This is a genomic window from Streptomyces diastatochromogenes (genome assembly GCF_002242805.1).
In the GTDB taxonomy this organism is placed as follows: domain Bacteria; phylum Actinomycetota; class Actinomycetes; order Streptomycetales; family Streptomycetaceae; genus Streptomyces; species Streptomyces diastatochromogenes.
Genome location: NZ_MCGQ01000013.1, coordinates 21,860 through 34,748, shown reverse-complemented (window position 1 = coordinate 34,748; position 12,889 = coordinate 21,860). Strand labels below are relative to the sequence as shown.

The following is a 12,889-nucleotide window of genomic DNA, read 5'->3' as shown; positions in this document are numbered from 1 at the left end:
GTTCGTAGATCCGCTTCCGCTGCACTGCCGCACTGACGTCCGCTCGGCTACGTCAACAGGAACGCACAGCCCCCATTGATACGTTCCACTCTCCACCGAATGATCACTCAGACGTTATCGAAGAGAGACTCATCACCGCAGCTCAGGGGGTGGGTTCACACTCGGTTCACACCGCCGTCGGGAGCGCTTTTGCGCCATCTTCGGTGACTCGCGTGGCCCCGAAGTAGTCGGGGGTGTCGACCGGGTCGAACCGGATCACGGCTCCCGACCGCGGCGCGTCGATCATGTATCCGCCGCCCACGTAGATCCCCACGTGCCGGATGGCCCGCGAGTCGGTGAGGTCGTCGGAGAAGAACACCAGGTCACCGGGGAGCAGTTGGTCCCGCGAGGGGTGCGGCCCGGCGTTGTACTGATCGTTGGCCACGCGCGGCAGGCTGATGCCGACCTTGTCGTACGCGGCCTTGGTCAGACCCGAGCAGTCGAAGCGTCCGCCCTGGTCGGCGGTGCCGTTGCCGCCCCACAGGTAGGGCGTGCCGAGCTTGCTCTGGGCGAAGGCGATGGCGCCCGCGGCCTGCCGGGTGGGGTCGATCCGCCGGACCGGCGCGGCGAAGCTCTTCTCCAGGCTGCGGATCCGCTGCACGTAGTTCTGCGTCTCGCTGATGGCCGGGACGCCCCCGGCCTTTATGACCCGGTAGGCACCCGCGTTGTAGGCGGCGAGCATGTTGTCGGAGACGTTGCCGGGAACGTCCTTGACGTACTTGGCGAGTTCGCAGTCGTACGACGCGGCCGACGGGATCGCGTCGTTCGGGTCCCAGATGTCGCGCTTGCCGTCGCCGTTGCCGTCGATGCCGTGGGTCGCCCAGGTGCTCGGGATGAACTGGGCGATGCCCCGCGCGTCGGCGGGGCTGACGATGGTCGGGTTCCAGCCGCTCTCCTGGTACAGCTGGGCGGCGAGCAGGGCCGGGCTGAGCGCGGGGCAGAGGTTCCCCCACTGCTGCACGAGCCCCTTGTAGGCGGCCGGTACGGCTCCCTTGGCGAGCCCTCGGCTGCCCGTGGTGACGCTGTTGACGAGGTTCCCGGCGACGACGTACACGCCGACGACGAGCAGCATCACGAACGCGAGCGCGGCGCCGACACCGGCCCCCGCCGCGATCCATGCCTTACGCACCGTCAACCGCCCCTCACCGCCCGGGAGTACGCCGGGGGTCAGTGTACGGCCGCAGGCCCCGGAGCCGGTCGTAACCGGCCCTGGTCAGACCCTGTCCAGTCGGGATCCCGCCTAATCGCGCAGCCCCTCCAGCACGACCGTCCGCAACTCGGCGTACCGCTCGGCCAGATCGGAGCGCCGGCTGAGCACGTCCGAGACGTGCTGCATGCCGAAGAACGCGGAGACGAGGACCCGGGCGGCCGAACGCGGGGTGACGCCGGCGCGCAGTTCGCCGGCCTTCTCGACCTCCTCGACCAGGCCGGTGAGGTAGTCCTCCCAGCCGACGTACGGCTCGGGCAGGTCGGCGTCGATCAGCGACCGCTCGATCTGCAGCCGGGCACCGGCCTGCACCACGACGTCGTCGCGGAAGGCCTCGGTGACCCGGTCCAGGACCGCGACGAGCGCCTCGTACGGCGGCAGTTCGCGGGCCGAGACCGCCTCCAGGATCACCGGCCAGCGGGCGTAGTGCTCCTGCACCACGGCGACGGCGAGGTCTTCCTTGTTCTTGTAGTGGAAGTACACCGCCCCCTTGGTCATCGACGCCCGCTCGGCGACGTCCTGCAGCGTCACCGTGGCGTAGCCGCGTTCGGCGAAGAGTTCGGCCGCCATCTCCAGGATGTGGGCCCTGGTCCGCCGGGCCCGTTCCTGCTTCGGCTCCGCCCTGCTGCTTGGCATGTACTCCACCTTCCCGAGGATCTCCATTGCAATATACATTCCCGAAGGTATATTTCTTGTGGCGGGGGGCGCCAGGCAGCCGAACGGGCACCCCTCATCTGCGCGTAACGCAAACAGCCTTGGGGGGAAACAGGCATGTCTGTCAGCACGCTGCGGTCCACGTCTCCGCTGGAGCACACCCGGGCCGGTCTCACGTTCGACCGCACGGTTCCGCGCCAGTTGGTGCACCGTGCCTCCGTCACCGAGGTCTTCCTCACCGACGCGGCCGCGGCCGCCGCCGACCGCTACCTGGTGGGCGCCCAGTGGCCGCGCCACCACGCGCTCTACCACCCCGACGAGTCGGGCCGCTGCGACTTCATGCTGCTCGCGGAAACGGTTCGTCAGGCGGGGATCTACCTGCTCCACCGCTTCTACGACGTTCCGCTCGGCCATCACTTCGTCTTCAAGTCCCTCGACGTGCACATCGACGACCACACCGCCCTGCGGGTGGGGGGCACCCCGCTCGGCGCGGTCCTGGACGTGTCCGTCACCCCGGCCGGCGACCCCGGCTCGGGCCGCTTCGACGCCCGGCTCGACGTCACCATCGAGGTCGACGGGCAGCCGTGCGCGTACAGCACGGTCGCCGTCGTCGTGGTCGACGCGCGTCGCTACGAGGTCCTCCGGCACCGCGGCCGGGACCTCACCAGCAGCATCAGGGCCACCTCCCCGACGACGCCCTCGCGGGCACCGGTCATCGCCGGCCGCCAGGACGCCAACGTGCTGCTGCGGACCGCGGCCGACGACGACTCCTCGACCTGGCTGCTGCACGTCGACCTCCAGCACCCGGGCTACTTCGAGCACCCCTCGGACCACGTGCCCGGCATGATGCTGCTGGAGGCGTTCCGCCAGGCGGGCCATCTGACCGCGGCCAGCAACTGCGTCCTCACCGCGCTCGAGGCCAGGTTCCGGTCCTTCGGCGAGCTGTTCCAGCCCATCGTCATCCGCTCGGCCACCGGCCCCGACGGACTGCTGCGGCTGACCGCCGTACAGGGCGAGCGCACCCTCGCCGAGGCCGACGCCCTCTTCATCCGGGACTGACCATGGACCTCCAGCGTCTGCGCACCTTCCGGGAAGTCGCCCGGGAGCTGAGCTTCACCCGCGCGGCCCGCAACCTGCACTACTCGCAGCCGACCATCACGGCGCAGATCAAGGGCCTCGAAGAGGCCGTCGGCACACCGCTGTTCGTGCGCCGCGGCAACCGCGCCGTCGAACTCACCTCGGCGGGCGCCCGGCTGTGCCCGTACGCCGACCGGATCCTGGACCTGGTCGAGGCCGCCCACACGGAGCTGCACGCCGGCCGCTGACCCCGGCCCGCCACTCCCCACACCACCCGTAAAGGTTTCCCATCCTCATGACGACCGACCCCGTCAGAGCCGCGTTCTTCGACGTCGACGAGACCCTCATCACCTGCAAGAGCATGCTGAGCTTCCTCGACTTCCACTGGGGCCGCGAGGGCCGCGCCCCCGCCCGCCTGACCGCGGCCCGGGCCGCACTCGGCCACCAACTCCGCTCGGGCGTACCCCGGGAACAGGTCAACCGCGCCTACTACCGCCTGCTGCGCGGCAGCCACGAGTCCGACCTGGAGGAGAGCGGCCGCCTCTGGTTCGCCCGCGAGAACACCCGCGGCCTCTTCCACCGGCCGGTCCGCGAGGCCCTACGGCAGCACCACCGGGCCGGCGACCTCACGATCCTGCTCTCCGGTTCCTTCGCCGCCTGCCTGGCCCCCATCGGCCAGGCGGTCGGCGCCGACCTCCTCGTCTGCACGACCCCCGAGATCACCGACGGCATCCTCACCGGCGACCTCACCGACCGCCCGATGATCGGCCAGGCCAAGTCGGAAGCGGCCCACCGCATCATGCGGGCCTTCGCCCTGGACCCGTCCGACTGCCACGCCTACGCGGACGACGCCACCGACCTGCCCCTCCTGACCAGCGTGGGCCGCCCGGTGATCGTGGGCAGCGACCCAACCCTGACCACAAGGGCAACCAGAGAGAACTGGCCCCGCCTACCGGGCCCGGCGATGAACGGCCTACTGGCAAAGGCAGCCTGAGAAACGGCCACGACGCAGTTCCCTGTGCCCCGACTCCCCAGGGGCGCGGGGAACTGCGCGACAAGCCACCACGCACCCGCACCCGCGAACGCACCGGGCCACCCGAGCTATTGGGCCCCTCGCCCCTCCAACGCACACAACACGAGATCCCACAGCTCACCAACCTCCTCCACCCCGCTCCACCGTGTCGCGTGCTCACCCATCAGCACCGCCACCACGAATCGAGCCAGCACCTCAGGCCGATGCCCCGCATCGATCCGCCCCTCGCGCTGGGCATCCCGGATCAACTCAAGCAATCGCACTCGCAGCTCGCCGAGAGGCACAGGCTCCTGCCGGGACACCCGAGCCGCATCCGCCGTAAGCCGAAGCCCCGCAGCGAACCGCACGTCCTCGTCCATTCGCCGAGCCAACCCCACGGTCAGCTCACGCAGTGAACTCCCGGCTGAGGCCAGCAACTTCGCCCACTCCTCCTCGAACCCCCGGGTCAGCTCCTCGGCCAACTCCGCCTTGGAGTCGAAGTGGCCGTACAACGCGCCCTTGGTGACACGAGAGCGGGCGGCGACGTCCGAGAGGTTCGTGCCCGCGAAGCCGTGGAGCACGAACTCGGCCGCCGCCGAATCGAGAAGCAGCTCGTGTGTGCGCCGCGCCCTGTCCTGCTTCACCTCGTCCGTCCCCGTCTGTCGACCTGGTGTAACCACCAAAGAAAATACCTTCTCGATCGAATCTTTTTCTACCCGTCAACATTTCTTCACGAAAGGCACCCAATGACCACCGCCCTGCCCGCCCCACCCCTCGCCCCGACCGCCGTCACCGCCCTGGCGACCCGGCACGCCCGCAGCGCCGAGGAGGCCGCACGCCTGCACCCGGACGTGGTCGACGCGCTGCCGGCCGCCGGCTTCGCCCGCCACTTCGTGCCGCGCCGCTGGGGCGGACGGGCGGGCGGCTTCACGGAGTTGGTGAGTGCCGTGGCCGCCGTCGGCGAAGCCTGCGCCTCCACCGCGTGGTGCTGCGCGCTGCTGGCCGGGCACGCCCGGCTGGCGGCCCATCTGCCCGAGCGGGCCCAGGCGGAGCTGTGGGCCGACTCGCCCGACACGGCGATAGCCGCGGCGGTGGTCCCACCCGCCGGCCGGCTCACCCGCGTCCCCGGCGGCCGGCGCCTGACCGGGCGCTGGGCGTTCGCGAGCGGGATCGAACACGCCGACTGGATCCTGCTCGCCACGCTGGAGGAACAGCCGGCCGGTCCGCCCGCCTACCGCATCCTGCTGCTCCCCCGCCAGGACGTCCGGGTGCACCACACCTGGGACAGCGTCGGTCTGCGCGGCACGGGCAGCCACTCGGTCGGCGTCGAGGACGTGTTCGTACCCGAACACCGCTCCTGCCTGCGGGACGCCCTGATGACCGGCGTACGCGAGCCGGACGCGGCGCCCTGCCACCGGGTGCCGTACCCCCTGGTCGCCGCGCTGCTGTTCTGCGCGCCCGCGCTCGGCGCCGCCCGGGGTGCGCTGGACGCCTGGACCGCGCTGGCCGAGGAGCGCGGCGCCTCGGCCGACCCCGGCATGCAGCGGACCCTCGCCCGCTGCTCGGGTGACATCGACGCGGCCGCCTTACTGCTGGAGTCGGCGGCGCAGCGCGCGGACCGGGCGGCGCTCACGCCTCCGGCGGCGTTCGAGCCCGAGACGGCGGCCCGCAACCAGCGGGACGCCTCCCGCGCCGCCGAGCTGCTGACCGACGCGGTGGAGCACCTGTTCCGCACGGCGGGCGCCCGCGCCCTGACCCGCTCCAACCCCCTGCAGCGCGCCTGGCGCGACATCCACGCGGTGACGGCCCACGCGACCCTGCAGCCGGGCCCGGCGGCGACGGCGTACGCGGGGACGGTGTTTCCCCAGGCCAACGCGTAGGTCGCGGGCAGCCGCAGGGCCCGGAGCAGCTTCTCGCTCCGGGCCCTGTGCCGTGCTTGCACCCCCGTTCCATCAGCGTTCCCGATAATATTTGATACCTTCGCGAAGGTTTTGTTTTATGGAGGCATGACCGAACCCACCAGCTCCACTCCCGCCTCCGGGGAGGGCCCGCAGACGCCGCTTCCCGGGCGTCACGGGGCGAGCAGGACGCCGCTGGCCGATGCCGTGCTCGCGGTGGCCCGCCGGGACATCGCCTCCTTCCACGCCCTTCCGCTCTCCCACGGCCGGTCGATCCGCGACTCCCGCGTCCGGGAGTCCTACGAGGCCCTCTTCGGCGCGGCCCAGCTCGCCGCGGACGTGTCGTACAGCGGCACGATGCTCGACTCCTTCTTCCGCCCCCGCGGCCCGCTCCGCGAGGCCCAGCGGCTGGCCGCCGACAGCTTCGGCGCCGACGCGACGTTCTTCCTGTCGACCGGCACCAGCACCGCCAACCGGGTCGCCCTGACCGCGCTGGCCCGCCCCGGCAGCCGCGTCCTCGCGGACCGCAGCTGCCACCAGTCGGTGCACTTCGCGCTCGGCGCGCTCGGCGTGGACGTCACCTACGCGCCCATGCAGAAGTGCTGCGCCGACTGCCCCCGCACCTTCGGCGACCTGCCCCGGCTGCTGGAGGCGTTCCGGACGGCGGTGGCGGAGGGCCGGCCGTACGACACGGTGGTGCTGTCGGCGGTGTCGTACGACGGTGTCCGCTACGACCTGCCCACCGTGCTCGCCGAACTGGCCGCGGCCCACCCCAAGGTGTCGGTTCTGGTCGACGAGGCCTGGGGCGCGGTGCACCGATTCCACCCCCAGCTGCGGCCGCTGACCGCGCTGCACGCGGTGGAGACCCTGCGCCGCACCGAGCGCCCGCTGCCCCGGAGCGTGGCCGTGACGCACTCGGCGCACAAGTCGATGTCGGCGCTGCGGCAGGGCTCGTACCTGCATCTGATCGGCGACGGCGAGGCCCAGGAGCGCACCGCGCAGGCGCTCTTCCAGCACCACACCACCTCGCCCAGCTGGCCGGTGCTGGCCAGCCTGGACCTGGCCCGGCTGCAGGCCGAGACCGAGGGCGAGCAGCTGCTGGAGCGCTCCCTGAACCTGGCCCGCACCCTGCGCACCGAACTCGGCACCGACCCGCGTCTGTCGGCGTACCGCGCGCTCGGCCCGGACGGCCATCTGACCGACCCGGCGCTGCTGGTGAGCGACGACCCGACCCGGGTGCTGGTGGACATCAGCGCGCTCGGCATCACCGCGGCCGACTTCCGCCGGATCCTCTTCGACGAGTACGCCCTCTACGTGGCCCGGGAGAGCGGCGACGCCGTGCTCTTCCACGTCCACATCGGTGTCGACGAGGCCACGCTGCTACGGCTGCTGGACGCGCTGCGCACCATCCAGCGCACCTACCGCACCGCGTCCGCGGCCCTGACCCAGGGCACCTCGGACCACTTCATCATCGCCTACCCGCCGGGCATCCCGATCACCGTGCCCGGTGAGCGCCTGTGCGACCGGACCCTCGGCGAGATCGACGCGCTGCGCTCCAGCGGCTGCGAGATCTACACGCTGCACCAGCCGGGAGCCTCCACCGCCGGCTACGGCGTCCCGTCCGGTCCCCCTGTTCCTGCCGTGCCCGCTGTTCCTGCCGTTCCCGCTACTCCTGCCGTTCCCGTTTCCGCCGGAAGGAAGTGACCGTAATGATCAAGCTCTCGGACATCCGCAAGCACGCCGAGCGCCGCCCCGGACACGTCGCCGTGGTCGACGGCGAGGTCCGGCTGACCTGGGCCAACCTCGCCGACAAGGTGGCCCGCGTGGCAACCGCGATCGAGGAGCGACTGCCCGACATACGACCCGCCCGCGCGGTGTTCGTCGCCGAGAACCGCTGGGAGCTGGTCGTCGCCATGGCGGCGGTCTCCTCGCTCGGCATCCCGTGCGTCGGACTCGACTACACCGCCGGGCCCGAGGCCACCGCCGGCGCGCTGGAGCAGCTGCGGCCGACCGTGATCATCAGCACCTCCGACCAGCGCGCGGTGCTCACCGAGGTCGGCTGGCCCGAGGGCCGCGACGTGCTGGACATCCGGCTGGACAGCGACCCGCCGAAGAACGCGCCGGGCGTCGCCTTCACCGACCTGCTGCTGTCGGAGCCGGGCGAACCGCGGCCGGTGGAGCAGCCGTTCGAGGCGTTCTCCTTCACCTCCGGCACCAGCGGCATCCCCAAGCTGGTGATCCGCCGGGCCTCCTTCGAGGCGCGCCGCTTCGCCGACCTGGTCGACCAGTACTCCTTCGACGAGGACGACGTCCACCTGGTGACGGTCCCGCTGTACCACGCCTCGGGCCCCGGCTGGGCGCGCATCTTCCTGTCCCTCGGCGGCACGATCGTTCTCGGCCCCTACGACGACACGGCCGCGCTGATCGGCCTGATCCAGGACGAGGGCGTCTCCACGACCCTCATGGTCCCGCCGGTCCTCAAGCGGGTGGTCGCCCACCCGGCCTCCGAGCACCTGCACAAGACCTCCCGGCTGCACTTCGTGCTCTCCGGCGGACGGCACCTGAACCGCTGGGTCGTCAACAACACCTGGGACCGCCTCGGCCCGGTCCTGCACCTCTACTACGGCACCACCGAGACCGGCGTGAACGTCATGATCGGCCCCGAGGAACTGCATGTGGCGCCGTGCCGCTCCGGCCGCCCGATGCCGGGCAACACCATCGCCGTACTGGACCCGGAGAACCGCCCGGTGCCCAAGGGCATGCGCGGCCGGGTGGCGATCGCCAGCTACCAGCTGATGGACGCCTACGCCACCGCCGAGCCGGAGTTCCTCGACCTCGACTACGGCGGCCGCACCCAGCGCTTCCTGCTCACCGGCGACAGCGGCTTCATCGACGAGGCCGGCCGGCTCGAACTCACCGGCCGCAACGACGGCGTCTCCAAGGCGGTCGAGGGCAAGCCGCTCGACGTCAACATCTTCGGCCTCGAGAACGACCTGATGGACCTGCCCTGCGTCCGCGAGACCGCCGTACTGCGCACCAAGCTCCAGGACACGGGCGAGGAGGTGCTGATCGTGCCCTTCGCCCCGGTCTCCCCGGAGCGGCTGGAGAGCGGCCGGCGCGCGGTCGCCGCCGCCTGCGCCCGCCGGGTGCCGTGCCTGCCGGCGTACGTGATCCCGGTGGAGGCGATCCCGTACAGCCCGACCGGCAAGGTGCGGGCGGCCCGCCTGCTGGAGACGGTGCTGCCGCTGGTCCGCGCCGAAGCCACGGCCCGCCGCACCGACCTCGTCCCCGCCTGACCCGACCCGACGACCACCACTGTCCTTGCCGTCCCCCCACTCGACAGGAAGAGTCATGAACGATCAGAAGAACTACGGCCGAGGCCTGTTGCTGTGCCTCCTGGCCACCGTGTCCTGGGGAGCGATGTTCCCCCTCATGGACGTGACCCTGAAGCACATCGACCCGTTCACCTTCACCTGCCTGCGGTACGCGATCGCCGGCGCGATGTTCCTGGTGTTCCTCAAGCTGCGCGAGGGTGCGGCCGGGTTCAAGCTGAAGGGCGAGCGGATCGGCCTGGCCTGGCTGTTCGGCACGGCCGGCTTCGCCGGCTTCCAGTTCCTGGTGTTCTTCGGTCAGGACCTCATCGGTGAGCGGGGCGCCCTGAACGCCTCGATCATGATGGCGACCATGCCCATGATGGGCTTCCTGGTGAACTGGGTGCTGCGCAAGGTCGTCCCGCCGAAGGGCGCGCTGGCCTTCATCGGGATGTCCTTCGTCGGCGTCATCCTGGTGGTCTCGGACGGCAGCCTCAGCTCCCTCTTCGCCCACCCGTCCGACTTCGGCCCCGACGCGCTGCTGCTGTTCGCCGCGCTGTGCTGGGTGATCTACACCTCCGGTGCGACGTACTTCCCGACCTGGTCGCCGATCAAGTACACCGCGATCACCACGGTCCTCGGCCTGGCCAGCGCCTCCGTCATCACGGCGATCATCCTGGCCACGGGCGGCGTCCCGGTCCCGACCGGCGGCGACGTGACGGCCATCCTCCCCGAGCTGGCCTACATGAGCGTCATCGCCGGCTTCGTGGGCGTCCTCGGCTGGAACTTCGGCAACAAGTACCTCGGTCCGCTCAACGGCGTCCTCTTCATGGACGTCGTCCCGATCACGGCGTTCATCATCTCGGCCCTGACCGGCGTGATTCCGGCGGGCATGCAGGTGGCCGGCGCCTCCCTGACCGCGCTGGCACTGGTCCTCAACAACCTGTACCTGCGCAAGGTCACCAAGCGCACGGCGGCGGAGGCGGCGGCGAAGGCTGCCGCGGAGAAGCAGGCGGTGGCGTCGGCCGCTGCCGAGAAGCCTGCGGCGGTGCCGGCGGCGCGCTGACCCGGCTCATCGAACGGACGCGGCTGCCGTGGGGGTACGACTCCCACGGCAGCCGCGTTGCTGTACGGCGGTGGCCCCGAGGGTGCCCCTCCGATTGCGGTCCGCGTGACGGCAACTTAGCGTCAGGGGCGTCGGAATCTTCCGATATGCCACATAGGACACCTATGTCGGAATCCCCCCAGGCACATCGAACGGAGCATTCATGTCGGTGATGACCGCTGCCCAGCCCCAGCAGCAGTTCGGCCAGCAGATCGGCACTGCCCAGCAGCCGATCGCGCAGATCGTCCAGCAGACCATCCAGCAGGCCTGTCAGCAGGCGAGCGTGCAGATCGCGCAGCGCATGCAGCAGACCCTGCAGCAGCTCCAGCAGGTCCAGCAGCAGCTCCAGCAGCAGGGCCTGGCCCACCACGCGCACCCGTACATGTCCGTCGCGCTGCAGCACACGCTGCGCGAGGGCGTCCGCAGCGCGGTGGAGCAGTCCGTGCAGCAGGCGCTGCCGATCGCGATCACGACGCTGCTCCAGCAGAGCCAGCAGGGTCAGCAGGGTCAGCAGGGCCTGCAAGGTCAGCAGGGCCTGCAGGGTCAGCAGCCGTGGGGCGCGGGCTTCGGCCAGCAGCCTTACGGCCAGCAGTTCCCGCAGTACCAGCAGCCCGGCTTCGGCTACGGCCACATGAGCCAGCCCTTCGGCATCGGCTGACACACGGCGGCGCGCGATGCGGTGTGCCTAGGAGCGATTCCCGGGCACACCGCATCCCCGTGGAAGCGCGAGCCGCCCGGCACCGGATCAGGAGCACAGGGACGACGTAGGCGTGGTGAAGGTGGAGTGATGGTCAAAGAAAGGCCGGCAAACAACCGCGAGAGCGGGTCCGAGAGTGCGGGAGTCGGGGGGCCGGGCCCTGAGGGCCCCAAGAGCAAGGAAACCGAACCGCGCGGGAAGAGCGCGCCCGCGCCCATCGCGGTGCAGCCGCGCCGGGCGCGGTACATGGTGACGCCACTGCCGCAGAGCATGCTCCCGCCCGGGGTGGACGAACTCGGTATGGACGCGGTGTGCGACCGGCTCGACCGGTTGCCCGAGGTCACGGTGGTCCGCAGGCTCCGGCCGTCGGAGAAGCTGCAGGGCGCCGGTCTGTACCCCTCCTGTCCGGAGATCGCGGTCGTCGAGGCGGCGGAGGCCCAGGTTCCGGCTATGCGGTCGCTGCACGTGCACATCGAGCCGGATCTGCCGCTGTCCGCGGCCGTACCCACCGCCGCGCCGACCGCGGGGATGCCGCCGCTGCTCGATCCGGGACTGGTCGCGCCGCTGGAGCAGCCCCTGGAGATCTCCTTGCGCGTCTGCGGCCCGGACGACGAACCACTGGCCGGTGCGGGCGTGTTCCTGATCGGCGCGACCTGGCCGAGCCAGGGCATCACCGGGGCCGACGGAACGGTCACCCTCACCCTGGCGACGGAGACCGCCGAGTCCGTCCAGGCCCTGTACGTCCGCCCCGCGGGCGGCTACGCGGACCGCTGGATCCACCGCCCCGACCTGTCGGCGAGCCAGGAGAATCTCGTCACCCTCACCCCGCTGGCCAAGATGTACCCGGAGCTGGAGAAGCGTCAGCAGTACGGCTGGGGCCAGCAGGCGATGGGGCTGGACCGGTTGCCGCCCACGTTCCGCGCCTTCGGTGTCAGGATCGGCCTCATCGGCTCCGGCGTCAGCGCCGAGCACCCCGATCTGGCGCAACGGGTGCACTCGGGCGCGGATCTCGTGCGCGGCACGGACAAGGGCTGGACCCACGACACGATGGGCACGGGAACCCACGCGGCGGGTGTCATCGCCGGAGCGGACACCGGCCGGGGCATCATCGGCATCGCCGTCGACGCCGAGATCGAGGTCTGCCAGGTCATGCCGGACGGGCACTTCAGCGACCTGATCGCGGCCCTGGACCACTGCATCGAGCGCGAGGTCGACATCGCTCACATCGCGGTCGCGACCCCGTACCCCTCGGCGCTGGTCTCCCGCAAACTCGCCGACGCCAGCGCGGCGGGCGTCGCCTGCGTCGCCCCGGCGGGCGACACCGGCGGACCGGTCGCCTTCCCGGGTTCGCTGCCCACCGTGTTCACGGTCGGCGCACTCGGGGCCTACGGCTCGTACGCACAGGAGACCTCCCAGGCCACCCACTGCGGACCGCAGTTGACTCCGGAGGGACTGTTCGCCGCCCCCTTCAGCTGCTACGGCTCCGGAGTCGACGCGGCCGCCCCCGGAGTGGCGGTCCTGTCCTGCGCCGTACAGGACGGATACACGGCCCTCGACGGCACCGGCACGGCATCGGCGCATGTCGTCGGCCTCGCCGCCCTCGTCCTGGCCCACCACGAGGACTTCCACGGCCAGTTGCTGCCCCGCGGACCCGGCCGGGTACAGCACCTGTTCGACATCATCGGCACCAGCTGCCGCCGGCTGGCCCCTCCGGGAACCATGGAAGCGGCCCGTGTCGGCCGCGGCCTGCCCGACGCCCTGGTCGCCCTCGGCCTGGCACCCGGAGTACAGCTCGCTCCGGCCTTGTCGCCCTACGCCCCGTCCATGGCCGGTTAGCCGACGCTCGGCCGGCGGGAACGGGCGGTCGGGGGACGTCGCCGCGGTGCGTT

General features: G+C 71.3%; 12 protein-coding genes. 9 read left to right on the top strand and 3 right to left on the bottom strand.

Annotation, left to right across the window (positions count from 1 at the left end):
- Nucleotides 1-166 precede the first annotated feature (166 nt).
- Nucleotides 167-1,168 (bottom strand): C40 family peptidase, encoded by a 1,002-nt coding sequence (locus BEK98_RS14865; RefSeq protein ID WP_094217401.1) that lies wholly within the window; start codon nt 1,166-1,168, stop codon nt 167-169.
- 111 nt (nt 1,169-1,279) lie between these two features.
- The gene (locus BEK98_RS14860; RefSeq protein WP_167444167.1) at nt 1,280-1,882 is read right to left on the bottom strand and encodes a ScbR family autoregulator-binding transcription factor; all 603 of its coding nucleotides are present in this window, start codon (nt 1,880-1,882) and stop codon (nt 1,280-1,282) included.
- A gap of 135 nt (nt 1,883-2,017) precedes the next feature.
- Between BEK98_RS14860 and BEK98_RS14855 the strand changes: the two genes are divergently transcribed.
- From BEK98_RS14855 to BEK98_RS14845, 3 genes are read left to right on the top strand one after another with little or no spacing between them, the layout of a single operon-like run.
- Nucleotides 2,018-2,959: a ScbA/BarX family gamma-butyrolactone biosynthesis protein gene (locus BEK98_RS14855; RefSeq protein WP_094216986.1), complete on the top strand. Its 942-nt coding sequence runs from the start codon at nt 2,018-2,020 to the stop codon at nt 2,957-2,959.
- A gap of 2 nt (nt 2,960-2,961) precedes the next feature.
- On the top strand, nt 2,962-3,225 hold the full coding sequence (locus BEK98_RS14850) for a LysR family transcriptional regulator (RefSeq protein ID WP_094216985.1): 264 nt from the start codon (nt 2,962-2,964) through the stop codon (nt 3,223-3,225).
- Nucleotides 3,226-3,272: 47 nt separating this feature from the next.
- Nucleotides 3,273-3,971, top strand: a complete 699-nt coding sequence (locus tag BEK98_RS14845; RefSeq protein ID WP_094216984.1) for an HAD family hydrolase — start codon at nt 3,273-3,275, stop codon at nt 3,969-3,971.
- Nucleotides 3,972-4,078: 107 nt separating this feature from the next.
- Here BEK98_RS14845 and BEK98_RS14840 read toward each other — a convergent pair whose 3' ends face one another.
- Entirely contained in the window at nt 4,079-4,633 is a 555-nt protein-coding gene (locus tag BEK98_RS14840) for a TetR family transcriptional regulator (RefSeq protein WP_167444166.1), read from the bottom strand.
- A 102-nt stretch (nt 4,634-4,735) separates the two neighbouring features.
- On the opposite strand from BEK98_RS14840, the gene BEK98_RS14835 reads away from it, so the two are divergent.
- From BEK98_RS14835 to BEK98_RS14810, 6 genes are all read left to right on the top strand, one after another.
- Entirely contained in the window at nt 4,736-5,869 is a 1,134-nt protein-coding gene (locus BEK98_RS14835) for an acyl-CoA dehydrogenase family protein (RefSeq protein WP_094216982.1), read from the top strand.
- Between the two features lie 126 nt (nt 5,870-5,995).
- A complete protein-coding gene (locus BEK98_RS14830) occupies nt 5,996-7,591 on the top strand; it encodes an aminotransferase class I/II-fold pyridoxal phosphate-dependent enzyme (protein ID WP_094216981.1) in 1,596 nt (531 codons plus the stop codon).
- A gap of 5 nt (nt 7,592-7,596) precedes the next feature.
- Entirely contained in the window at nt 7,597-9,183 is a 1,587-nt protein-coding gene (locus BEK98_RS14825) for a class I adenylate-forming enzyme family protein (RefSeq protein WP_094216980.1), read from the top strand.
- Nucleotides 9,184-9,238: 55 nt separating this feature from the next.
- A complete protein-coding gene (locus BEK98_RS14820; protein WP_094216979.1) occupies nt 9,239-10,264 on the top strand; it encodes a DMT family transporter in 1,026 nt (341 codons plus the stop codon).
- Between the two features lie 202 nt (nt 10,265-10,466).
- Complete coding sequence (locus BEK98_RS14815) at nt 10,467-10,961, top strand: hypothetical protein (RefSeq protein WP_094216978.1); 495 nt, start codon at nt 10,467-10,469, stop codon at nt 10,959-10,961.
- A 285-nt stretch (nt 10,962-11,246) separates the two neighbouring features.
- Complete coding sequence (locus BEK98_RS14810; RefSeq protein ID WP_244201861.1) at nt 11,247-12,836, top strand: S8 family serine peptidase; 1,590 nt, start codon at nt 11,247-11,249, stop codon at nt 12,834-12,836.
- The last annotated feature ends 53 nt before the right edge of the window (nt 12,837-12,889 follow it).